At 35.9% G+C, this 23,233-nt stretch carries 20 protein-coding genes; 8 read left to right on the top strand and 12 right to left on the bottom strand.

Annotation, left to right across the window (positions count from 1 at the left end):
* Positions 1-24: 24 nt before the first annotated feature.
* The 6 genes from lpdA to recQ form a co-directional block, all read right to left on the bottom strand.
* On the bottom strand, positions 25-1,428 hold the full coding sequence (gene lpdA / locus FW780_RS04830; protein WP_149832452.1) for a dihydrolipoyl dehydrogenase: 1,404 nt from the start codon (positions 1,426-1,428) through the stop codon (positions 25-27).
* Positions 1,429-1,558: 130 nt separating this feature from the next.
* On the bottom strand, positions 1,559-1,945 hold the full coding sequence (locus FW780_RS04835; protein ID WP_149832453.1) for a cupin domain-containing protein: 387 nt from the start codon (positions 1,943-1,945) through the stop codon (positions 1,559-1,561).
* Between the two features lie 46 nt (positions 1,946-1,991).
* A complete protein-coding gene (locus FW780_RS04840) occupies positions 1,992-2,336 on the bottom strand; it encodes a hypothetical protein (RefSeq protein WP_149832454.1) in 345 nt (114 codons plus the stop codon).
* 66 nt (positions 2,337-2,402) lie between these two features.
* Positions 2,403-3,482, bottom strand: coding sequence for a glycosyltransferase (locus FW780_RS04845; protein ID WP_149832455.1), 1,080 nt, complete (start codon positions 3,480-3,482; stop codon positions 2,403-2,405).
* Positions 3,483-3,492: 10 nt separating this feature from the next.
* Complete coding sequence (locus FW780_RS04850; RefSeq protein WP_149832456.1) at positions 3,493-4,044, bottom strand: hypothetical protein; 552 nt, start codon at positions 4,042-4,044, stop codon at positions 3,493-3,495.
* 1 nt (position 4,045) lies between these two features.
* Positions 4,046-6,250, bottom strand: coding sequence for a DNA helicase RecQ (gene recQ / locus FW780_RS04855; RefSeq protein WP_149832457.1), 2,205 nt, complete (start codon positions 6,248-6,250; stop codon positions 4,046-4,048).
* A gap of 158 nt (positions 6,251-6,408) precedes the next feature.
* Here recQ and FW780_RS04860 point away from each other — a divergent pair, with 158 nt between their 5' ends.
* The 6 genes from FW780_RS04860 (at position 6,409) to FW780_RS04885 (ending at position 15,817) form a co-directional block, all read left to right on the top strand.
* Positions 6,409-7,368, top strand: a complete 960-nt coding sequence (locus FW780_RS04860; RefSeq protein WP_142718065.1) for a KpsF/GutQ family sugar-phosphate isomerase — start codon at positions 6,409-6,411, stop codon at positions 7,366-7,368.
* A gap of 113 nt (positions 7,369-7,481) precedes the next feature.
* Positions 7,482-8,309, top strand: coding sequence for a twin-arginine translocase subunit TatC (tatC, locus tag FW780_RS04865; RefSeq protein ID WP_174774443.1), 828 nt, complete (start codon positions 7,482-7,484; stop codon positions 8,307-8,309).
* Between the two features lie 229 nt (positions 8,310-8,538).
* Complete coding sequence (locus tag FW780_RS04870; RefSeq protein WP_149832458.1) at positions 8,539-11,499, top strand: reprolysin-like metallopeptidase; 2,961 nt, start codon at positions 8,539-8,541, stop codon at positions 11,497-11,499.
* 135 nt (positions 11,500-11,634) lie between these two features.
* Positions 11,635-13,266, top strand: coding sequence for a M1 family metallopeptidase (locus FW780_RS04875; RefSeq protein ID WP_149832459.1), 1,632 nt, complete (start codon positions 11,635-11,637; stop codon positions 13,264-13,266).
* Between the two features lie 133 nt (positions 13,267-13,399).
* Positions 13,400-15,256 carry a M61 family metallopeptidase gene (locus tag FW780_RS04880; protein WP_149832460.1) on the top strand — a complete coding sequence of 619 codons (1,857 nt, stop codon included), beginning with the start codon at positions 13,400-13,402 and terminating at the stop codon, positions 15,254-15,256.
* A gap of 348 nt (positions 15,257-15,604) precedes the next feature.
* Entirely contained in the window at positions 15,605-15,817 is a 213-nt protein-coding gene (locus FW780_RS04885; RefSeq protein WP_149832461.1) for a hypothetical protein, read from the top strand.
* Here FW780_RS04885 and FW780_RS04890 read toward each other — a convergent pair.
* The 4 genes from FW780_RS04890 to pepE form a co-directional block, all read right to left on the bottom strand.
* Positions 15,809-16,981 carry a sensor histidine kinase gene (locus FW780_RS04890; protein ID WP_149832462.1) on the bottom strand — a complete coding sequence of 391 codons (1,173 nt, stop codon included), beginning with the start codon at positions 16,979-16,981 and terminating at the stop codon, positions 15,809-15,811. The genes FW780_RS04885 and FW780_RS04890 overlap by 9 nt on opposite strands.
* 6 nt (positions 16,982-16,987) lie before the next feature.
* Positions 16,988-18,361: a D-alanyl-D-alanine carboxypeptidase/D-alanyl-D-alanine endopeptidase gene (gene dacB, locus FW780_RS04895; protein WP_149832463.1), complete on the bottom strand. Its 1,374-nt coding sequence runs from the start codon at positions 18,359-18,361 to the stop codon at positions 16,988-16,990.
* A 96-nt stretch (positions 18,362-18,457) separates the two neighbouring features.
* Positions 18,458-19,312 carry a hypothetical protein gene (locus FW780_RS04900; RefSeq protein ID WP_149832464.1) on the bottom strand — a complete coding sequence of 285 codons (855 nt, stop codon included), beginning with the start codon at positions 19,310-19,312 and terminating at the stop codon, positions 18,458-18,460.
* Complete coding sequence (gene pepE, locus FW780_RS04905) at positions 19,312-20,004, bottom strand: dipeptidase PepE (RefSeq protein ID WP_149832465.1); 693 nt, start codon at positions 20,002-20,004, stop codon at positions 19,312-19,314. The genes FW780_RS04900 and pepE overlap by 1 nt, the downstream gene beginning before the upstream one ends.
* 189 nt (positions 20,005-20,193) lie before the next feature.
* On the opposite strand from pepE, the gene FW780_RS04910 reads away from it, so the two are divergent.
* Positions 20,194-20,736: a tetratricopeptide repeat protein gene (locus tag FW780_RS04910; RefSeq protein ID WP_149832466.1), complete on the top strand. Its 543-nt coding sequence runs from the start codon at positions 20,194-20,196 to the stop codon at positions 20,734-20,736.
* 161 nt (positions 20,737-20,897) lie between these two features.
* On the opposite strand, the gene FW780_RS04915 is transcribed toward FW780_RS04910, so the two are convergent.
* Positions 20,898-21,386: a YdeI/OmpD-associated family protein gene (locus tag FW780_RS04915; protein ID WP_149832467.1), complete on the bottom strand. Its 489-nt coding sequence runs from the start codon at positions 21,384-21,386 to the stop codon at positions 20,898-20,900.
* Positions 21,387-21,635: 249 nt separating this feature from the next.
* Here FW780_RS04915 and fsa point away from each other — a divergent pair, with 249 nt between their 5' ends.
* A complete protein-coding gene (gene fsa, locus FW780_RS04920) occupies positions 21,636-22,289 on the top strand; it encodes a fructose-6-phosphate aldolase (protein ID WP_047374243.1) in 654 nt (217 codons plus the stop codon).
* A gap of 71 nt (positions 22,290-22,360) precedes the next feature.
* Here the strand turns inward: fsa and FW780_RS04925 are convergent, their stop codons facing one another.
* On the bottom strand, positions 22,361-23,227 hold the full coding sequence (locus FW780_RS04925; RefSeq protein ID WP_149832468.1) for a GLPGLI family protein: 867 nt from the start codon (positions 23,225-23,227) through the stop codon (positions 22,361-22,363).
* Positions 23,228-23,233 lie beyond the last annotated feature (6 nt).

Consider the following 23,233-nt stretch of genomic DNA (forward strand, 5'->3'; position numbering starts at 1 on the left):
AATGATTAAATCTTTAATCAATCATTACATATGGATTGGTCTTTTCCCTGTAGCATCCAATGCAGCTTCTTTAATTGCTTCTGCATACGTTGGGTGAGCGTGAGAACTTCTTGCAATATCTTCAGCACTTGCACGGAATTCCATAGCAATTACTCCTTCAGCAATAAGGTCAGCAGCTCTGGCCCCGATGATGTGCATTCCTAAAACCTCATCTGTTTTTTCGTCTGCGATAATTTTAACAAGACCATCAACATCACCACTTGCACGGCTTCTTCCTAATGCTCTCATTGGGAAAGAACCTACTTTGTAAGCCACCCCTTCTTCTTTCAGTTGCTCTTCAGTTTTACCAACTCCTGCAACTTCCGGCCAAGTATAAACAACACCAGGAATCAGGTTATAATTGATGTGAGGCTTTTGTCCTGCTAATGTTTCAGCAACAAAAACTCCTTCTTCTTCAGCTTTGTGAGCCAGCATCGCTCCTTTGATAACGTCACCGATCGCGTAGATATTAGCTACGTTAGTTTGCAGGTGATCGTTTACTTTTACTCTTCCTCTTTCGTCAAGTTCTACCCCTGCTTTTTCAAGGCCAAGACCGTCAGTATAAGGTTTTCTTCCTACAGAAACTAAACAGTAATCTCCTTCTACTACTACTTCTTCTCCTTTTTTATCTTTAGCGGTGATCTTTACAGTATCTCCGTTTCTTTCAACCGCAGAAACAGCAGTAGAAAGCATAAACTTCATTCCTTGTTTTTTAAGAACTTTAGTCAATTCTTTGCTTAAAGCTCCATCCATTCCAGGGATGATTTTATCCATAAATTCTACAACAGTTACCTGAGCCCCTAATCTTAGGTACACAGAACCTAGTTCAAGACCGATAACACCTCCACCGATTACTACTAAATGCTTAGGAATTTCTTTAAGGTTTAAAGCTTCCGTAGAAGTAATCACTCTTTCTTTGTCTAAAGAGATGAAAGGCAATACAGATGGTTTAGAACCTGTTGCAATAATTGTATATTTAGATTCAATAGTTTCAGAAGAACCGTCGTTTTTTGTAACTTTAATCTGAGTAGCAGAGTCGAAGCTTCCTACACCTTCAAAAACAGTAATTTTGTTTTTGTTCATCAGGTAGCTGATTCCATCTGTATTTTGCTTGATCACTTCGTTTTTACGTTCGATCATTCTTGCGATATCTGCCTGCGGCTCATTGATGATGATTCCGTGACCTGCAAAATTGTGTTTTGCATTTTCGAAATGCTCAGAGCTGTCAAGAAGTGCTTTTGACGGAATACATCCAACGTTAAGACAAGTTCCGCCTAAAGTTGAATATTTTTCAATAATTGCTGTTTTGAAACCTAACTGTGCTGCACGGATAGCAGCAACATAACCACCGGGACCAGAACCTATTACGGTAACATCGAATTGACTCATGTTATTCTATGAATTTGTTTATTATTATCTATCTTAATTCTCACAAATTTACATATAAATTACCAAGCACCAAAGTGAGTTTTATCAATTTTAAAAATGATAATTATATGCTTTAGTTTTATGAAAAATGCTATTTTATGAATTTTATATTTTCCTCACTCCCCTCCTTCAGGTAAATTGCTGTAAAAATGAGTGGTTTTTCCGCTGAGGCATTATCAAAATGAAGAATATTCACATTTTTAGGTTCATAAAAGGCATCTCCTGTATGAAGTATAACCTTCTCCTGCCCTTCTATCTGAAAAACAGCTTCTCCCGATTTTATAATTCCTAAAACCGGACAGGGATGCAGATGTTTCGGGGCTCCTTGTCCTGCAGCCATTGTTATTTCCTGAATTTCCGCCGATTTAACACTCTGATCAAGAACAGTTTTTAACAATTCTTTTCTGGAGATGGTTTTCTGCTGAGCCATTATTACCACAGAATTCAGTATCAAAATAGCAATTATAAATGGTTTCATTGATTGGGTATTTAATTTTACTGATTATTTAAATCAGCGTGAAATATTATACATTCAATTTTCCTTGTCCAAATGTACCTGTACTATCAAAAAAAGAACCACCGTATACATACCATTCAAGGCTTTCCAGGTACTCTACTGCATTTTCCGGGGTTATCTGTGAACGGTCTTTTTTAGAAACAATTCCTTTGTACCATCTTCCTGACTTGGAAAAACTTTCATTTTCTACAAAATAATGAATCCATATTCTCTGACACAATTTGCACTGTTGAATAGAAACTTCGCCGTATCTTCCGTTAGTATGATCTATACCTAATTCTGAGCTTCTAAATTCTGTATAATTGAAGTCTGGTTTTTCACAAGCGCATCCTATTTTCGGGATTTTATTCATTATAGTCTATTTTATCACCCCAAATCTAAGAAAATAATACTCCATAAGGCAAATAGAATGGCAATACTACTTCATTAGATCCAGCAATACCTTTTCGTATTTATCCAAAATAATATTCTTTGAAAACCTGGATTTAATTGAGTTTCTTATCGCATCTCTATTATAATTATTCTGCAGTACTTTTACAATCTGCTGGGCAAAACCATCATAGTTTTCAATATTGGAGACTTCACCATTTACATTATGCTGGATAATTTCATTGATTCCTCCCGGGCAGTTGTTGGCCAGCGAATAAGTTCCGCAGGCTCCCGCTTCCAGAAGTACATTCGGAAATCCTTCGTATCTTGAAGAAAGGACAAATAAATCTGCATATTTCAGATATTGGTAGGGATTATCCTGTCTGCCGTGAAAAATCACTTTTTTTAATCCTAAAAGTTCTTTGGTCTGATGTAAGAGTTCTTTATCTTTTCCATCACCCAAAATATGAAGCAGAATGTTTTCATTCTTCAGTCTGGAAAAAACCTTCAACAGATTATCAAACCCTTTTCTGGATGACAAGTTGCCAATAGCTACTACATTTTTATAATTATATTTGAAGCATTCGGGTTTTAAAGAGAGTGCCATTTTATCTTCAATAAAATCAAAATCTACAGGATTATTGATCTTGACAATTTTTTTCTTTTTAATATTAAAATTATCAACAAGATCCGTCATCATATCATCACTCTGAGCAATGATTTTCTGATAATTATTGTAAAAATTATAGAAAAATTTAATCTCTTTACGGGTAACATGCTGGGTAACGACGTTGGTTTCCCGGGCAATGAATTTAGTTCTTGGAAAGAGTTTGATAAATAGGGACAAATAAGCATTCACTTCTCCGAAACCTGAGAAAACAATATCTGGTTTTCTTCTGTAGATTTCTCCTAAAATGGGCTTTAAAGAATGTCTTATCCTTTCGGTATTGATATCGATAATTTCGACGTCTTTTTTCAGAAAATTCAAATATCCGCCTTTCTTACGTAACAGCAAAATCTTGGGCTCAAACCGATCTCTGGAAAGATGATTCGCTATAGTAGTAACAATCCTTTCTGCACCCCCGGTTTCTAAGTCCGGCAGAATAAATATGACAGATATTTTTTTCATCAGTGTAAAGTTAGTAAAAAGTTTTATTAACATTCAAGCCCAAATCGTTAAATAAAGGGATGATTTCGTTAATATTTTCCACACTTATAAATGCATATTTATCTTCAGCAAAATTGACTCCTCTTCTTCTAAAAAAAGAGAAATTCTCATCATCTTTGCCAAACATACTTTCTGGCTCTCCAAAGATGATGTTGCCAAAATATTTTGAATTCATTTCAGCATTCACCTGATCTATTTCATTTAATTCTTTGTATTTTAAAATCTTTCCATTTGCCTTTTCAACAATAGCTATTCTTTGATTTGTAATTACATAATAATTTTTTTTCAGTCTCCGATATTTTAAAATCCATCTGAAAAAAGTAATGTACAAGGCATTACAAAAAATTCCAATTCCTATTATTGAAAAAAGCCCAAAAGTGGAGCTTAAGCTCATAATAAAAAATATTCCAATTGCTAAATAAAATATAGAAAAGGCTGTTCTCAGCTTTTCTGTCATATTAAAAAAGAAACTCTTCCCTGGAAGAATTTCTTTTAAAATTATCTCGTTATTGTTTAAAATCATATTAATTTGCTACGTCACTGATAAATTTAATCCTCAGCATTCTTACTTCTTCATCAGACAGTTCATCCCCGAATTCATCCAGTAATACCTTCATACTGTCACTTTCAGATTCGGTCATAAACTCCATGAATCCGTCTACGATGTCTTCGTCAAAGTTATCTTCAATATAATAGTCGATATTCAGTTTTGTTCCCTGATATACAATCCTTTCCATTTCTTTCAGAAGTTCATCCATAGAAAGGTTTTTGGCTCTTGCAATATCTTCAAGGTCAATCTTTTTATCAGTACTCTGGATAATGAAAACTTTATGGCTTGATTTATTGGCCACCTGCTTCAGTACCATATCCTGAGTTCGTTCTATGTTATTGTCTTCTACATATGTTTTGATGTAATCAGCGAATTCTTTCCCATATTTTTTAGCTTTTCCTTCGCCTACTCCATAGATTTTGGTAATTTCCTCTACTGTAATCGGATACTGAACGGTCATATCCTCCAAACTTGGATCCATAAATACGGTATATGGTGGAATTCCATGTTTTTTGGCCACTTTCTTTCTCAGTTCTTTCAACAGATTAAAAAGGTTCTGATCCATACCTCCGCCAGCCTGCTGCTGTACCTGATCGCTTTCAGCTTTTGCCTGGGTAAGATCAAATTCTCTGTCTTCAGCAATTAAAAATACGTCTTTAGAAGTACCATTCAGGACGGTTTTCCCTTTTTCTGTAATCTTTAAAACACCGTAAGTTTCAATATCTTTTTGTAAAAAATTCTGAACGGTTGCCTGTCTCAGGATTGTTTTCCAGTAATTATCTTTTTCTTCTTTTCCAAAGCCAAAATAAGAACTTTGTTCAAGTTTGTAAGATTTTGTCACTGCATTTTCTTTCCCTACAATAACGGAAATCAGATCTTTAGATTTGAATTTCTCTCCTGTATCATTAATGAGTTCCAGTGATTTTTTTAAATCTGCAGTAGCATCCTTTACTTTTGGAGGATTGGATGAGTTATCACACATATTGGCTCCGTCTCCTTTTACCGGATCGAAACTTTCTCCAAAATAATACAGGATATATTGTCTTCTGCTCATTGAAGTTTCAGCATAACCTACCACTTCATTTAAAAGCTGCAATCCGATTTCTCTTTCTGAAACGGGTTTTTGTGCCAGAAATTTTTCTAATTTTTCAATATCTTTAGGATCATAGAATGCCAGACAGTGGCCTTCTCCTCCGTCTCTTCCCGCTCTTCCGGTTTCCTGATAGTAGCTTTCCAATGATTTTGGGAAGTCGTAATGGATCACAAAACGTACATCCGGCTTATCAATTCCCATCCCAAAAGCAATGGTGGCAACAATTACATCCACTTCTTCCATCAGAAATTTATCCTGATTGGCGACTCTCACTTTTTGGTCAAGACCCGCGTGGTAAGGAAGTGCGTTGATTCCGTTTACCTGCAGAAGCTGGGCAAATTCTTCAACTTTTCTTCGGCTCAGGCAATATACAATTCCTGATTTTCCTTTATGCTGATTGATAAACTTAACGATTTCCTTATCTATATTGATTTTAGGACATACTTCATAATATAGATTAGGACGGTTGAAACTTTCTTTGAACACCAATGCGTTAGTCATTCCTAAAGTCTTCTGGATATCATCCTGAACCTTAGGAGTAGCAGTAGCCGTTAAAGCAATCACCGGTACATTGGCGATTCTGTCTATAATCTGTTTCAGATTTCTGTATTCCGGTCTGAAATCATGCCCCCATTCTGAAATACAGTGGGCCTCGTCGATAGCAAAGAAAGAAATTTTCACATCTTTCAAAAAATCCAGGTAATCATCTTTTATTAATGATTCAGGAGCTACATACAGAAGTTTTGTTTTTCCGCTTTTAATATCGTCAAAAACCTGCTTGGTCTGCGTTTTGTTTAATGAGGAATTTAATACATGTGCTACCCCATCATCAGATGAAAGTCCGTTCACTGCATCTACCTGATTCTTCATCAACGCTATCAAGGGCGAAACGACGATTGCCGTACCTTCCGAAATAAGTGCCGGAAGCTGATAACATAATGATTTCCCACCACCTGTAGGCATTAAAACAAATATATCCTTCCCATTCAAGAGGTTGTCTATAATTTGTTCCTGCTGGCCCTTAAATGTAGAAAACCCAAAATACTTTTTCAATTCGCCTGATAAATTGGCTTTTTTTGCGCTCATCTAATTTTCTATTGCTAAATTTGCATCACACCCAAAGTTATAAAAATTCTGCTTAAAATAAAAGCGAACGAATTTATAAAAAATAAAACTTATATTAAATATTCTTTTTAAAATATAACGTTTTTAAAGAACTTTTTTGTATACCTTATCATTATAAAATGGATAGAACCAATATTATATCAATTGCAAAAACCACTTTAGAAATAGAGATTTCTGAACTCGAAAAATTAAAAAACAGAATTGATGACCAATTTGCGCAGGCAGTAGAGATCATCAACTCGGCAAAAGGAAAGCTTATTGTCGTAGGAATTGGGAAATCAGCCCATGTAGGCAATAAAATTGTAGCTACCTTAAACTCAACGGGAACCCCTTCACAGTTTCTTCATGCTTCGGAAGCTATCCATGGAGATCTGGGAGTAATTCAGAAACAGGATGTTGTTTTATGTATCTCAAATTCCGGAAATTCTCCTGAAATTGCCAATCTTGTTCCTTATTTAAAAGATTATTCGTCTGCTCTGATCGGAATGACGGGAAATAAAAAGAGTAAACTGGCAGAATTTTCTGAAGTTATTTTAGATACTCACGTTGACGTTGAAGCCTGTCCGAATAAACTGGCACCTACCAGTTCTACTACTATCCAAATGGCTTTGGGAGATGCTTTGGCTGTTGCTTTAATGGAGCTGAATGATTTCAAGGCTAATGATTTTGCCAAATTCCATCCCGGAGGAAGCTTAGGGAAAAACCTTACTTCTAAGGTAGAACAGTTTCTTTCTTCTCAAAAGCCTCAGGTTGCGGAAGATTCATCAATAAGAGATGTCATTATCTCCATCAGTGCATCAAGCCATGGAATCACAGTAGTTACTAACTCTGATCAGATCATTGGTGTCATCACAGACGGGGATTTGAGAAGAATGCTGATGAAAGGAGAAGATATCAGTAAAGTATTGGCTAAAGATATTATGTCTTCCCACCCGCGAACTATTGAGAAAGATGCGTTGGCCAAAGAAGCCATGAAAACGCTGAAAGAAAACAATATCGGCCAGCTTATTGTAACGGAAAACGGAAAATATTTCGGAATTATAGATCTGCATAAACTGCTGGACGAGGGAATTAATTAGAAATTAGTGAATGATAGATAATTTGCAGATTGAAAGTAAAATCTAACTAATAACCTGCAGACTCTCTCTTCTGTCATTTTTTTTATAAATTTGCGCTTTAAAAATTTTATTCTGTGAGTGATGGTAAAGACATGTCCTTTCTTGGGCATATAGGAGAATTAAGAGGGCATCTGATCCGTTCGATTATTGCTATCATAATTGCTGCTTTTGTGGTTGGTTTTAATATCAACTGGATTATGGACCATGTTTTTTTTGGACCTACCAGAAATGATTTTCCAACCTTCAGAATTGTAAATCATTTTTCAAGAATGATTCTTGGGGAGGACAGTATTCACCTTCCCAAAGACTTCCCTGTTCGTGTACAGAGATTGTATCAGCAGTTCAATGTAATGATGGCTGTTTCTATTTTTGGAGGAATGGTAGCGGCGTTTCCTTATATTGTATGGGAGTTGTGGCGTTTTATCGGTCCTGCTTTACATCCGAGGGAGAGAAAAAATTCCATTTATATTATTAATGCGGTATGGATTCTTTTCATGACCGGAGTGATGTGCGGTTATTTTTTAATCCTTCCGTTCGCGGTTAACTTTGGGGTTATTTTTAAGATTTCCGACATTATTGTTCCGCTTTATGACTTAAGTGATTATACCACTTTATTTTTACAGGTAGTTTTAGGGATGGGGGTTATTTTTCTGTTTCCAATTCTGATCTATTTCCTTACCAGTATCGGAATTCTTACTCCAACATTTATGAAAACATATCGTCGCCACGCTATTGTTTTGATTATGGTAGTTGCAGCAATCATTACTCCGGCAGACGTTTTAAGTATGCTGATGGCTGCATTCCCACTGCTTATTCTCTATGAATTCAGTATCATGATGTGTACTTTCACTTATAAAAAAGTACAAAAAAGCAACGGAAATCTTCCGGCAGTACAGAAATAATCAGTATCTTTTACTAATAAAAAGCCTAAGCGCTACTATTCGCCCGAATGGTAGCGCTTATTTTATATAAAAATATCAACCTTAATTATATTTATTCTTAATTTAATTTAAACCAATGATAAAATTTAACTAATAATATAAAGTTAGGAACAATTAACACCACATTGGTAATATTTTTTTTAATAAAATATACTATCTTTAAAAAATTCAACTTCAATCAATAATATATATGAAAAAGAAAATTATTTTTGTGTGTGCGCTAGCTTTAAGTCTAAGCGGTTTACAGGCACAACGCTGGGAACCGGTCTCGGAAAAAATCACACCGGTAAGAAAAGAAGTTAAGGTAGAATATGCCTACAAATTTGATCTGTCCGCATTGAGAAATCAACTCAAGAATGCTCCTGAAGCAGGACAAGGAGGAAACCCGGTAATTGTTTCTATCCCTACTGCGGACGGAAAAATTGAAAGGTTTTCAGTATACAGCTCGCCGGTAGTAGAAAAAGCAATGGCGGAAAGGTATGAATTAGGTGCCTATTCAGGGATAGGACTGGATAATCCTCATAAACAAATAAGATTCAGCACTGCTCCGAACGACTTCCAATCTATGGTATTCAATACCGATACAGGAAAGTACGAATTTATAGAACCTATAAACAAAGAAAAGGATGTATATGGAGTCTTTTTCAAATCCAACAAATCTCACGAAGATCCTTTTGAATGCCGAACTTCTGAACCTGAAAAGGTAAAAAAGGAGATGAATAAGCTGCTTAAAACAAAAAACGTTTTAAAAGGCCTAGGCAACTCTAATAAAAGTAATGAACAAAAATACAGAACCTACAGAATTGCCATCTCCGTAAACGGTGAATATACTCAGCTTGCCGGAGGTGTTCCTCAGGCTGCAACCCGTATTAATGCAACAATGAACCGTGTAAATGGTGTCTTTGAAAAAGATTTTGGAATCCATATGATTGTACAGGATCTTCCACAACTTATATTTGCAGATCCAACGACTGACCCCTATTCTAATGTAATTACCAATCCAAACGGATCATATAGCGCTCCAAGTGCATGGAATCTACAGCTTCAGCAAACCCTTTCCAATACTGCCGGTGTAGGTAACGCCGCCTATGATATAGGACATTTCTTTGGCCATAGAGGGGGTGGCGGAAGTGCAGGAGATGTAGGAAATGTCTGCAGAAATCCTGCAAACAACAATGATGCAACTTCTAAAGGAGCAGGTATTACATCACCTTCCACTCCGGATCAGCCATTCGGAGACAATTATGATATAGATTTCGTAGCGCATGAAATTGGCCACCAATTTGGTGCAGCACATACTATGTCTATAGCTTTGCATGGCGCTCATATGGAGCCGGGATCCGGATCTACAATTATGGGATATGCCGGTATTACCAACTATAATGTTCAGATGCATTCTGATGCATATTTTCATACCAAAAATATTGAAGAAGTAGGAACCTATGTCAATTCCCAAGACTGTGGTACTATTACAGCGGTAGCAAATACACCTCCTTCAATACAGCCAATGGCTAATAAAATGATCCCTAAAGGAACAGCTTTTGTGTTAACAGCTTCAGCAGTAGATACACAAAATGATCCAATGACTTACACATGGGAACAATATGATCTGGCTACTTCTACTTTTGGGCCGGTAAGTGCAACCAGAAATAATGGGGCAAATTTCAGATCTATAATGCCTACAAATTCTCCTACACGTTATTTCCCTAAATTGTCAAATGTTCTTAATGGTGTGCTTACAAGTGCTGCTGATTGGGAAACCGTTTCTAATATTCCGAGAACAATGAATTTCAAGGTAACGGTAAGAGACAATAATCCGGATGCTGCACAGCAGCAGACGCAGAGCAGTCTGATGAAAGTGGATATAGGAAATGAAGGTCCTTTCAAAGTAACTTCAACCACAGTTTACAATAATACACCAGGAGCTGTTACCTGGGATGTAGTAAACACGAATAACGCACCATATAATGTACAGAACGTTAAATTAGACTATACTACAGACAATGGAACTACATGGACGGTAATTAATGCTTCCACACCTAATGACGGAGCCGAGCCGTTTTCGTTCTCTTCTTTAGCAACAGGTGCCAGTGTAAAAATCAGAGTAAGTGCCATTGATAATGTATTCTACGCAGTTGGAAATGCTACTGTTTCTGCATCTGCCAGTGCCTGTACAACATCTGCTCCGGCAGGGATTACGGTAACAGGGATTACAAGAACTTCAGCATCTGTAAACTGGACAGCGTTAGTAGGAGCAACTTATTCTGTAATGTATAGAAAAGTAGGAACAGCTACATGGACTACTGTTCCTGTTTCAACAAACTCTTATAACATTTCAGGTCTTACAGAAGCCACTCAATATGAAGTACAGATAGCTAATGTGTGCGGATCTTCTGTGGGTTCTTATTCTGCATCAACAAATTTCACAACGGCTTCATTTGCTAAATGCTCCATTACCGGAACAAATGCAGCTGACGAATACATCTCCAATGTTACAGTAACCGCTGCAGGAGTGGGCCCTGTCTCGAATAGCAGCAGCAATACACCTTATACAGATTATACTGCAGATCCATCTAAACTAATCACTCTTATGGCCGGATCTTCAGGAAACAATGTAAGCATCAGCAAAGGATGGACAGGTTCTCAGTACAATGACGGAGTAACAGCATGGATAGATTTCAACAGAGACGGAGTATTCTCCTCTTCTGAAGTCATCTACACCAGCGCACCTAGTATTGCAACACCTGTTTCCGGAACATTCTCAGTACCTGCAAATGCTTATACCGGAGGAAATGTAATTATGAGAGTTGTACTAGGCTATGAAAGCCAGCCAAACAGCGGTTGCAGCAACCAACAGTATGGTGAAGTTGAGGATTATCCAGTATTGATCCAGCAACAGCTTTCCACAAATGAAACCGTGAAAGACAAGAGCGCAATTCAGATCTACCCTAACCCGGCAAGTGATGTATTAAATGTAACTCAGATTTCATCGAAAGCTCAGTTTATCATTACCAATATGGCAGGTCAAAAAGTAATGAACGGCCAGATAAATGATAATAAAATCTCTGTTTCCAAATTAAATACAGGAGCTTATATTATTTCAATTGAAGATAAAGGAACGACTACGAACCTTAAATTCATCAAAAAATAAAACCTAACAATTTTTACAGCCCGGCATTGACCGGGCTTTTTTTATGCCTTCCCAAAATCTGTATTTAATTGTATTTCCAGTATGTGCTATTGATTTAATTTTATACTTTTGAAAAGATTATTAATAAAAGTTTAAATGAAAAAGTTATCATATACCCTGTTATTTGCATCAGGACTTGTTTTCGGACAGTTCTTTGAAAAGGATAAGGTTTTCACCAAACAGGATACTTTAAAGGGCTCCAATACTGAATTCAGGAATTTTTGGGACGTCAAAAAATATGATCTTTCCGTAGAACCGGATTTTGAGCAGAAAAGTATTAAAGGAAATAATATCATCAGCTTTGAAATTATCAAAGATGTTACCAATCCTGTTTTCCAGATCGACCTTCAACAGCCTATGAAAGCTGATAAAGTAGAGGGAAGCTTTCCCATTGCCAATTATAAGCAGGATGGAGACTTTATTTTCATTACCACCAATAAAAAATTCAGAAAAGGCGAAAAATACACCATCAATGTTACTTATTCCGGAAAACCTACCATTGCTAAAAAAGCTCCATGGGACGGAGGCTGGGTTTTTACTAAGGATGAAAAAGGAAATCCATGGATGACTGCTGCTGACGAGGGAATAGGAGCTTCCATATGGCTTCCTACGAAAGATATCTGGAGCGACGAACCTGATAACGGAATCATTATGAAAATTGTAACTCCTAATGATCTGGTAGGTGTAGGTAACGGCAGACTAACTGATAAAAAAACAACTGGCAGCAAAACAACTTATACCTGGGAGGTTAAAAATCCTATCAACGCCTACTCCATTATCCCGAGTATAGGAAAATATGTAAATTTTAAAGATATATTTGAGGGTGAAAAAGGAAAACTTGACCTGGATTATTGGGTACTTGACTATAATCTAGACAAGGCAAAAAAACAATTTCAGCAGGTAAAACCTATGCTTTCAGCATTTGAATACTGGTTTGGTCCGTATCCGTTTTATGAAGATTCATACAAACTTGTAGAGTCTCCTCACCTTGGTATGGAACATCAGAGTAATGTAGCCTATGGAAACAAATATCAGAACGGCTATCTTGGAAGAGATCTTTCAGGGACAGGAGTTGGATTAAACTGGGATTTCATTATTATTCATGAAAGCGGCCATGAATGGTTCGCCAATAACATTACAGCAAAAGACCAGGCTGATATGTGGATCCATGAAAGTTTCACCAACTATTCCGAGACTCTTTTCACGGAAAAATATATGGACAAAAAATCTTCTGAAATCTATGTTCAGGGGATCAGGAAATTGATAGACAATGATGTTCCTATTATTGGTCAGTACGGAGTAAGAAATGAAGGCAGCGGAGATATGTACCCGAAAGGAGCCAACATGATCCATACGATAAGACAGGTGATTAACAATGATGAAAAGTTCAGACAGATTCTGAGAGGGCTGAATAAAGATTTCTATCATCAGACTGTTACCACCCAGCAGATTGAAAATTATATCTCCTCAAAATCAGGAATTGATTTCTCCAGCGTTTTTGATCAGTATCTGAGAACAATAAAAATTCCTACTCTGGAATATACTCAGAATGGTGATTCTTTAAAATTCCGTTATACAGATGTGGTAAAGAATCTGAAATTACCCATAATTATCAATGGAGATCAAACCATAAATCCAACGGAAGAATGGCAGACCGTTAAACTTAAAAAGAATAGTCCGGTTGAGCTTAATACTAATTATTATATCAATTATACTAATATTAAATAAAGAAAAAAGGCAAATTTGCACACCAGCAGATTTGCCTTTTCACTTTTTATTTTAAAACTTTAAGAAAAGTTTAATACTTCTTTCGTAACAAAATGACAAAAAGAGCAACTATTTAACTATTAATGTAAACCTAATGAGAAAAACAGTACTTAGTCTTGGTATTTTTGCTTCTTTTTTAGCAAATGCTCAGTCTATAAAAACAACCATTGATCTTGTCAATGTAAAAGATGATAAAGTAGCCGTTACCATGGAATTTCCGAAAATGAAATCCGGGGATGTTAAATTTCATTTCCCAAAAACAGTTCCGGGTACTTATTCTGTAGACGACTACGGAAGGTTCATCGAAGGGATCAAATTTTATGATAATAAAGGAAAAGAACTTACTTTCACTAAAGTAAATGATAATACTTATTCATTGAAAAATGCACAGGGCCTTTCCAAGATCTCTTATCTTGTGAATGACAGTTTTGATGATGAATTAGATACATCAAAACATAAGGCCGTATTCTCTCCGTCAGGAACAGATATTGAGGCGGGTAAAGTATATATGATCAATACTCACGGGTTTATCGGATATATTGATAATATGCAAGACGTTCCTTATCAGCTGATCGTTCAGAAACCAACAGATTTCTATGGAACAACGGCACTGGTAGATCAGGACAAATCTGATGCTACAGACACCTATACTCTTGCCAACTATGCTAAGGTGACAGATTCTCCTCTTATGTATACAAAACCGGATTATATTACCTTCAATGCAGGAGGAATGGATCTGGTGTTGGGAGTATATTCTCCAACAGGAAAATACAAAGCAGCCGATTTCAAAGAGAATCTGGAAAAAATGGTGGTTGCTCAGAAGAAATTCCTGGGTGATATGAATACCAATAAAAAGTATGCGATCATGCTTTATCTTTCCGGAGGTGACGGGCCTAGAGTGAAAGGTTTTGGGGCACTAGAACACCATGAATCTACAAGTGTAGTACTTCCGGAAGCTATGCCGAAAGATGCTATTGACAATACCATTACCGATGTGGTTTCTCACGAGTTCTTCCACACAGTAAATCCTCTGAAGACCCATTCTGAAGAGATTCACTATTTCGATTATGCAGATCCGAAAATGTCTCAGCACCTGTGGATGTACGAAGGAGGAACAGAATATTTTGCCAACCTGTTCCAGATTCAGGAAGGTTTGATTAATAAAGATCAGTTCCTTCAAAGAATTGGTGAGAAGATTGCCAACTCCAAGAGTTACGATGATACGATGCCGTTTACGGTAATGAGTAAAAATGTATTGGTAGAGCCTTACAAAGATCAGTACAGAAATGTTTATGAAAAAGGAGCCCTTCTGGCAATGTGTCTTGATATTGAGCTTAGAAAGCTTTCCAATGGAGAGATGGGATATCGTGATATGATCAGAAAATTGTCTCAAAGATTTGGAGAAAACAAGCCTTTCAAAGATGATAAACTGATTGACGAACTGGTAACGGTAACGGGATATCCTCAGGTAAAAGATTTCTACAATAAATATATTGCCGGAAACCAGCCGACTCCTTACGCAGAATATCTGAAAATGGTAGGGGTAGACATCCAAAAACAGGAAAGCCATCCTCTTTTCTGGTTTATCAAAGACCCGAACCAAACAGGTTTTGATGAGAAGACCAATGCTTTTGCTTTTGACGAAAACTCTGCACTGTCTCCTTTTGCAAAAAGTATAGGATTTAAAATCACAGACCAAGTACTTGCTCTGGATGGAAAAACAGTAGATATCAAAAAAATACAGGATTTTATTGGATATACAAGAACCATCAAAGACGGACAGGATGTTACAGTAACGATTTTAAGAGATAATGCTGGTAAGAAAGAAAAAATGACACTGAAAGGAAAGGCTATTCTGGATAAAATGACAATGGAAACTCCTACATTCAAGGCGAATCCAACACCGGAAGAACTGAAACTACAGACACAGTGGCTCACTGGTAAAAAATAATAAAAAAAGCGGGGAAATTTCCCCGCTTTTTTGTTTTCTTTAAGTTGATCTTATATTCTTAAATATTCAAATCTTATAGTTTTCAGAAAACTATAAGATTTATTTTTTATAAAAAGTTTTCAGTTAGAAGTATTTTCTATCTGTTATTATTTCATTTTGTACGCCAGACACTTATTTAGGTTCAATAAATTATTCTTCTTTTCAAGTTTAAATATTAATGTTATATAATCAAATAAAATGATTGCAAAACAAAAGACATAAAAAATAAAAATTAATTGTAAAAAGTGGTGAATTTTAGATTCAAATAATAAAAATACTATATTTAAACGTTAACAAAAACACACACTTATGAAAAATCTAACAAGAAAGCAAATGCTTAATTTTTATGGAGGACTTTTAGACGGAGGAAGGTACAAAGTTAAAACAACAATGTTTTATGGATATTGCTCAGGCACTCCTGGAGGTCAAATGATATATAGTAAATACTATGCAATTGACTGGTCTGATGGCTCTGTCACCTATTTTAATGTTATTGGAAACCCAGTTTATTCATCAAACTAATTTCTTTAAAATAATTCTAAAAGTAGTGCCCTTACCTACTTCGGTTTGGGCAATTTTAATATCTCCATTATGATATTCGTGAATTACTCTTCTAGCCAGTGACAGTCCTAGTCCCCAACCTCTTTTCTTAGTAGAATAACCTGGTTTAAAAGCATTTATAGACTGTTGTTTTGTCATTCCACTTCCATTATCCTTTACTTCAATTAAAATATTTTTATTCCTTTCAAATACAGATAAAGTAATAGAGCCCTCACCTTTCATTGCATCCACAGCATTTTTTATCAAATTTTCAATTACCCAACTTATTAGAATTTTATTATGGGGAACTAGAACTGTATATGTAGGTAGATTGAGTGTAAAATTGATCTTTCTGGAAATTCTTGTTTTCAAATAATCATAATTCTCCTGAATGGTTTCATTGAAATTCCTGTCATTCAATTCAGGGATAGAGCCTATTTTTGAAAATCGTTCCGAGATGGTTCTGAGTCGTTCAATATCTTTTTCTATCTCGTGTACTCCTTCTGATTCAGGATTATCCAACTTCATAATTTCCATCCAGCCAATCATGGAAGATAAAGGTGTTCCTATCTGATGGGCTGTTTCTTTTGCAAGGCCCGCCCAAAGATAACCTTCATCAGTTTTCTTTATTGTTCTTAAAAACCAAAACGAAAACAATAAATAAGCTAATATGAATAATCCTAAAAAATAGGGATAGTATCTCAAATTATTAAGCAATTCTGAATTATCATAGAAAACGAGTTGTTTATCTCCATTGGCAACCTCTATTTCAAAAGGATCATAATGGCTTTCCATTTTAGTAATAAGCTTGTTCAATTCATTAGGATTCGCTAAAATCTCCTTAGCAATATTACGGGAACTTCCTTCAAATAAAAAAGGTTGTTTATTTTCGTCTGTAAGTATTGATGGAATCTGATCATTTTCAGTAAGTATTGCAAAAAGCAGTTCTTGAGTCTCTGAACTTTTTTGCTGATTATCCTGCAGAATTCGGATTGCAGTAGCAAAGACTTTTATTCTTTCAGCTTCTTTTTCTCTTAAGTTTTTAATAAGAAAATTAGATGAAACAATTAGCCCTACAACCACAACTGTAAGCAACGCAAAAACGAAAAAATTATTGATTCTTGATAGAAGCGGACGATTTTTCATTAATTTTTATTTTAAAACATTCAGAATTTTCTGCAGTTCTGCATTTCCACTTCCCTGGTAGTTGTTGATAATAATCGAAAATACATATTTTTTGCCATCTTTTGCCGTGTGATATCCTGCAAAAGATTTAGTATCTCTCATTGTACCGCTTTTCATCTTCATCCCATTGTCCTGAACCGGAAAACCATCGTAATATGCATCAAACCAGGATTGTTTTTTAGCATATAAAAGCGCCTGTACTTCTGCTTTTGCTGCTACATAATTCTGTGGTGAAAGCCCGCTTCCGTCAGCAAAATTGATCATATTAGGATTGATCCCTTTTGATTTCCAGAATTCTTTCAGATAAGAAACTCCGCTTTTAAAACTTGAATTCCCTTTTTTCTCTTTTCCTAAGGTTTTAATCAATGTTTCTCCATACAGATTGATACTCTTCCTTAGAAACCAATACACAATTTTATCCAGCGTCGGAGATTGGTAAGTCAAAAGAATATTATTTTTAGGGGCTTCCAATTTTTGTTTCCCTTCTATTTCAAGCTGAGAATTCGTTACTGTTTTTCCTGAAATCTCAATTCCAGATTCTTTCAGCCATTGCTTTACCTCCGCTGCCAGTTGTAAGGGAGGATTAGGAGTAGAACCGGAAACCGTAACCGTTTTTCCTGCCGGAAGCATTCCGTTAATCAATGCTACTTCGGAATGAGGTGCGGTAAAAATAAGACTCTGATCAGAACTGCCGCCTGCTTTCAGATCATTCAGCCATTTTACTCCTTCTAAAGGATAAGAAAAATTTTTAAAATCTGTCCCGTTAATATTGATATCAAACTGGTTTTCTTTCCAGTTGATTCCCCACACACCGGCTCCGTAGTAGTTGCCAAGATCATCCCAAGGCCAGCCTCCGGGAATCGTCTGATGGTCAAAATAAGAATCATCAATCACAAGATCACCTGATATTTTGGTAATTCCTGAGTTTTTAATGGCCTCAATCAGCTTCTTTTTAAAATTTTCAGGTTTATAGGCGTCATATCTCCAGCTTCCTAATGTAGGATCACCATTGGAACTGATGAAAAGATTTCCATTCAGTGTTCCTGCGGAGATGTTTCCGGAATAGCTTGAAGTAGTTGTAAAAGTATAATTTTTGCCTAAAGTTTCAAGGGCAGCACCAGCAGTAAAAATTTTCTGTGTAGAAGCTGTAGAAAGCCCTTTACTTCCCTGATATTCGTATATAAAGTTGCCATTTTCATCTGAAACATAAAATGATAAACTGGAAGAAACCGCTCCTGAAGAATCCATAAGATCCTTCGTTGCTTTATCCAGCTTCTGTGCAATATTCTGCGCAGTAACCATCTGTACAGAGAGTGTGAGAACAGCAAGTGTTTTTTTCATGAAATTGTTATTTGGGTCTGAATGCAAAGGGCTCCAATAGAGTTCACAACCCGTATCTGAACCTTTTTCATTAATTTAAATTCTAATCAAATATAGTTAAAATAAAAGCTTTTCATATTCCCTGAGATCATCGGAACTGAAAAGAATCTGATGGTCAGGAGATTTCTCAAATGACCGGTCATAGGTAAAATACTTTTCGTAATCATCTTCATCCATGAAAATATCCATCTGGCATTCTTTTATATAATTTGATTTTTCTCCGTAATCTTCTATAAAATATCCGGATTCATTCCATGGTTCATTATGACAGCGCAGACAGTTTTTTTGATACATAGCTTTATAACCACAGATCTCACAGTTCTGTAAGCTGTGGAATAGCCCTCCAATTTCATTTCGCCTGTCTTTCGGAAAAAGTGAGAGGGGAATTGTTTTTAAAAGCAGATAATAATTAGGTTCCTGCCATGAAAAATAAAACATTTCTTCTTGTCCTTTTGTATGAACCCACATTCTTTGAAGGTCATATTCCAGATCGGCTTTTACAATCTCTTTAATATTCAGAATGGTTTTATTACTTCTCCTGATATTCTGTTTATGATCAATTTCAATAACAGGCTGCTGTTCCAGAAAATGATTCAGGCACAGCGTGGTCTGCCAGGAATCTATGGTTCTCATTTTACCTTCATTGCCACAGATTTCACAAGTCTTTACTGACAATTCTGAATATTTGTCTTTGATCGCTTTAAGCTTATTATTAAGTGCTTCGTCTTCGGAATAGGTATAACATCTCAACCCACCAAATTTTTCCTTTCCAAAAACACGGTGTTCCATATTCCAGCCTGCAATGGCAAATTCAAAGAGCAATTTCCGGATCAATGATTCCCATCCGGTACTGTTCACTGAAAAATTGGTCAGATTGCGTTCTACAAAAAGGCTGATCTCTTCTTCGTTCATTAAAGTCTGCTTCCTGCTTCTATTTCGTAAGGTTCTTTACCTTTTTCAAAAATTCTTGTCAGCTCATTTCCTTCCACCGTAATGGAATCTGCTGTTCTTCTGATCCAGTTTCCTTCTCTAAGACCTACTACTTTAATGTCATTCTGAGTAAGAAACTCCTGAATACGGGTTTCTCTGGTTTCTCCATTATGTTTCAGATCCGGATTAGGATCAAGATAGTGCGGATTGATATTGAAAGGAACTAATCCCATACAGTCAAAACTTGGCGGATATACGATCGGCATATCATTCGTTGTTTTCATATTCTGACCTCCGATATTACTTCCTGCACTGCATCCAAGATATGGTTTACCTCCTGATATATTTTCTTTTAGGACAGACATCAATCCTTCTTCGTGTAATGTTTTAACCAATAAAAAAGTATTTCCACCACCGGTAAAGTATCCTTTTGCCTGGTTAAGGGCTTCTTTTTTATCTTCAAATTCATGAAGACCTTTTACTTTTATATGGATGGTTTCAAAGAAAGAGCGTGCTTTTGCTGTATAATTATCATGTGAAATTCCACCTGGTCTTGCGAAAGGAATAAACACAATTTCGTCAACTCCTTTATAAAGTTCAATTAATTCTTCTCTTAAGTATTCCAGATATTCACCTCCAAAAAGGGTGGATGTTGAAGCTAATATGATATTCATACGATGAAATTATATTTATTAATAAAAAAATGAATGACAAAGATAGCTTCAAAGACTAACGAATCAAAAATTAAATTAAAAAAAACATATTTCCCGTTAATATTTTCTAAAAAAACTTAAAGCTTCTAAAATTTAAGATTTTGTGGAATTATTATTGAATTTTAGATTTCGACTTTAAAATATAAGATTATGAAAATGAGTACAATTAATAGTAGAAATCTATTTTTAGGTTTGATACTGGCAGGAAGTGTAAGTCTTGTAAACGCACAAACGACTCAACCGGAGACTTCGGCAGCAACGAGTCAAACAAGTAATCCAACAATTGATGGTCTTAAAAAACAGATTGAGGCCAATCCAAAGGATACAGAATCTTTAGCAAAATTAGCAGCAGCTTATCAGGAAGCTTCAGACTGGCCTAATGCCATTGATACCTGGAAGAAAATTTCTGCTCTATTACCGGACTGGGCTCCATCTTATTACAGCCAGGCTTATGCTTATCAGTCTGCAAAAGATGATGCCAATGCAAAACTGGCTTATGAAAAGTATATTGCAACCGTAAAACCGGAAGAAGTAGAGCAAAATAAGAAAAACCTGGCCTATGCTTATTTCTATATTGCCTTTGCAGAACAGCAGACAGATCCTAATAAGGCAAAAGAGCATATTGCTAAATCTATACAGTATGACCCTACCAATCAGGACGCTATAAAACTTAGCAAAGCTTTAAATTCTTAGTAAAAATAAAATACCGGAAAAACTTCCGGTATTTTTTATTATATCTAACTTCAATTTAACACAAAGGTTTATTTTTACTTACTTTTTATTTTAAGGGAGCAAAGATAAAATCAACTTCATTGATTCTTTCTAAGCTTATTTTCCTTTAGCTTCAGGTTCTCTCATTCAATCATCTTTCCGAAAAAATCTGTTTCACCATGTAAATGACGGATGATTTTCTCGATATTTCGCTGGATGCTGGCTTCGGTTTTTAAATTGTTGATATAACGAACCAGTTCATGTCTTCTTGAGGGAATTAGATTTTCAAAATTTTCCGTTGCCAGAGGACTTCCTTTAATTGCTTTTTCTAATTGGGGATGAATAGAAATACTTCTGTCAGAACCATCATATTCCAAAACAACTTCAATGATTTCTCCGATTCTCTTCGGGGAATTTTTCAACATGATAAGATTGACATACAGCCTCCATTCACCCAGATATTTCATCAGGTTTTGTTTAAATTCCTGCCCGTTTATGGTTCCTTTTACCGGAATCGGACTTTTATTTCTTCCTGATTCATCAAAAATCCTGTCCAGAATCTCTTCCGGAACAAATACAAAAGGATTAATTCCTATGATTTCCAATGTGGCTGTAAAACTGTTGTTTTTCATGGATAATATTTTAGGTGCAAGGTGCAAGGTGCTAAATTAACTATTTGTTTAAGATCAATATAAATTATTTTTTACTGTGTATAATTCATCCCATTCTCAAACCCGAAACTTTCAAACCTCCAACTTTATCACACGTATACCCGAAATCCTGAATCTCATAACTCGAAATCCCGAACCCCGTAACTCAAAATTCATATCCCAGAACCCAATTAATTCCCTATCTTTGTATCAATAAATCTATTTAACAAAATGAAATTTTTTATTGACACAGCTAATTTAGAGCAAATCAAGGAAGCGAGAGATCTTGGAATTTTAGATGGTGTAACAACGAACCCTTCATTAATGGCTAAGGAAGGAATTCAGGGTGCTGAAGCAATCAAGAACCACTACAAAACGATCTGCGAACTTGTAGACGGAGATATTTCTGCGGAAGTTCTTTCTACAACGTATGAAGAAATGATTAAAGAAGGAGACGAATTGGCTGCTATTCACCCAAATATCGTTGTGAAGATCCCGATGATCAAAGACGGTATCAAAGCTTTAAAATATTTTTCTGATAAAGGAATCAAAACGAACTGTACATTAATTTTCTCTGCAGGACAGGCTCTTTTGGCAGCAAAAGCGGGTGCTACTTATGTATCTCCATTTTTAGGAAGATTAGATGATATTTCTACAGACGGTCTGAACCTTATTCAGGAAATCAGATTGATTTTTGATAACTATATGTTTGAAACTGAAATCTTAGCGGCTTCTATCCGTCACTCAATGCACATCATTGACTGTGCTAAAATCGGAGCTGATGTAATTACATCTCCACTGCCTCCGATCTTGAGTTTATTGAAGCACCCATTAACAGACAGCGGATTGGCTCAGTTCATTGCAGATTCTCAGAAATTAGCATAATAACTGATTCTTATTCAGATATAAAAAATCCCGGAACAATGTTCCGGGATTTTACTTTTATAATGATTATTTTATTTCAGCAGATCCAGCTCAAGAATATTATTTTGTTTTTTCAGATCATTCTTTCTTTTTATTTCTTTTTCTTTTTGTGCTTTATCAGCAGGAATCAATTTCCCTGATTCATCTATTTCCTGAATTTCAATTCCCTGAGCCAACATCTGTTTTTCACTTTTCATAGGATCTGCAAGGTAGTCTTTAAAAGCTTTTCTATACTTGGTTTCATTTACTGTAACGAGGGCATTAAATCGTTCTTTTTCTTTGGTACTCTTCCACTCATATCCTTCAGGGAGTTTTTTATTGCCTTTTAATTCAAATGAATGGGTGTGGGAAGCATCTTCAAGCTTTACAATTAATCCCGGAAGTCCATGAAATTTATACGGGCCATCCTGAATGGGAAGATCAGTGGTAAACCAGGCTGTCCATTTTCTTCCGGCGAAGCTGCCTATTGCTTTTTGTACTCTAAACCCGCCTATCTCTGCTTTATCTGAAAATATTTTCCATTCCTGTTTTCTGGCATCCTGCACCATATATTCGTCAGCCGCAAGATTAGTGAAAAAGTTCACTGAATAATCCGGATACATCTTTTCAACACTATAGTTGATTTTACCTTTGAATTTGATTCCTGAGAAATCTAATTCTTTAACTCCCATCTGAAGCTGTTTTTCCATAGAAGCAGCCATAAGAGAATCCGATTCAAAAGAATCTTTACTGTAAAATTTTGATCCTTTGGCAGCAACGTCTAAAAGCATAATTTCTACTTCCGGTTTATCTTTAGCAGTAGAATCCAGGGCATATTTGTATTCATAAATAAATCTTTGATTCTGGGCATTAATGATTACAGCCCATATAAGACTCAAAAAAATGATCAGTTTTCTCATGGTTAG

Source organism: Chryseobacterium sediminis, assembly GCF_008386505.1.
GTDB lineage: Bacteria > Bacteroidota > Bacteroidia > Flavobacteriales > Weeksellaceae > Chryseobacterium > Chryseobacterium sediminis.

Excerpts from the sequence above, each read along its gene's own strand:
- FW780_RS04850 (WP_149832456.1), bottom strand. The coding sequence starts at position 4,044 with ATGATTTTAAACAATAACGAGATAATTTTAAAAGAAATTCTTCCAGGG.
- FW780_RS04860 (WP_142718065.1), top strand. The coding sequence starts at position 6,409 with ATGGATAGAACCAATATTATATCAATTGCAAAAACCACTTTAGAAATA.
- FW780_RS04835 (WP_149832453.1), bottom strand. The coding sequence starts at position 1,945 with ATGAAACCATTTATAATTGCTATTTTGATACTGAATTCTGTGGTAATA.
- FW780_RS04870 (WP_149832458.1), top strand. The coding sequence starts at position 8,539 with ATGAAAAAGAAAATTATTTTTGTGTGTGCGCTAGCTTTAAGTCTAAGC.
- FW780_RS04910 (WP_149832466.1), top strand. The coding sequence starts at position 20,194 with ATGAAAATGAGTACAATTAATAGTAGAAATCTATTTTTAGGTTTGATA.
- FW780_RS04915 (WP_149832467.1), bottom strand. The coding sequence starts at position 21,386 with ATGAAAAACAACAGTTTTACAGCCACATTGGAAATCATAGGAATTAAT.
- FW780_RS04885 (WP_149832461.1), top strand. The coding sequence starts at position 15,605 with ATGAAAAATCTAACAAGAAAGCAAATGCTTAATTTTTATGGAGGACTT.
- FW780_RS04845 (WP_149832455.1), bottom strand. The coding sequence starts at position 3,482 with ATGAAAAAAATATCTGTCATATTTATTCTGCCGGACTTAGAAACCGGG.
- FW780_RS04890 (WP_149832462.1), bottom strand. The coding sequence starts at position 16,981 with ATGAAAAATCGTCCGCTTCTATCAAGAATCAATAATTTTTTCGTTTTT.
- lpdA (WP_149832452.1), bottom strand. The coding sequence starts at position 1,428 with ATGAGTCAATTCGATGTTACCGTAATAGGTTCTGGTCCCGGTGGTTAT.
- fsa (WP_047374243.1), top strand. The coding sequence starts at position 21,636 with ATGAAATTTTTTATTGACACAGCTAATTTAGAGCAAATCAAGGAAGCG.
- dacB (WP_149832463.1), bottom strand. The coding sequence starts at position 18,361 with ATGAAAAAAACACTTGCTGTTCTCACACTCTCTGTACAGATGGTTACT.
- recQ (WP_149832457.1), bottom strand. The coding sequence starts at position 6,250 with ATGAGCGCAAAAAAAGCCAATTTATCAGGCGAATTGAAAAAGTATTTT.
- FW780_RS04840 (WP_149832454.1), bottom strand. The coding sequence starts at position 2,336 with ATGAATAAAATCCCGAAAATAGGATGCGCTTGTGAAAAACCAGACTTC.
- FW780_RS04925 (WP_149832468.1), bottom strand. The coding sequence starts at position 23,227 with ATGAGAAAACTGATCATTTTTTTGAGTCTTATATGGGCTGTAATCATT.
- FW780_RS04900 (WP_149832464.1), bottom strand. The coding sequence starts at position 19,312 with ATGAACGAAGAAGAGATCAGCCTTTTTGTAGAACGCAATCTGACCAAT.
- pepE (WP_149832465.1), bottom strand. The coding sequence starts at position 20,004 with ATGAATATCATATTAGCTTCAACATCCACCCTTTTTGGAGGTGAATAT.
- FW780_RS04875 (WP_149832459.1), top strand. The coding sequence starts at position 11,635 with ATGAAAAAGTTATCATATACCCTGTTATTTGCATCAGGACTTGTTTTC.
- FW780_RS04880 (WP_149832460.1), top strand. The coding sequence starts at position 13,400 with ATGAGAAAAACAGTACTTAGTCTTGGTATTTTTGCTTCTTTTTTAGCA.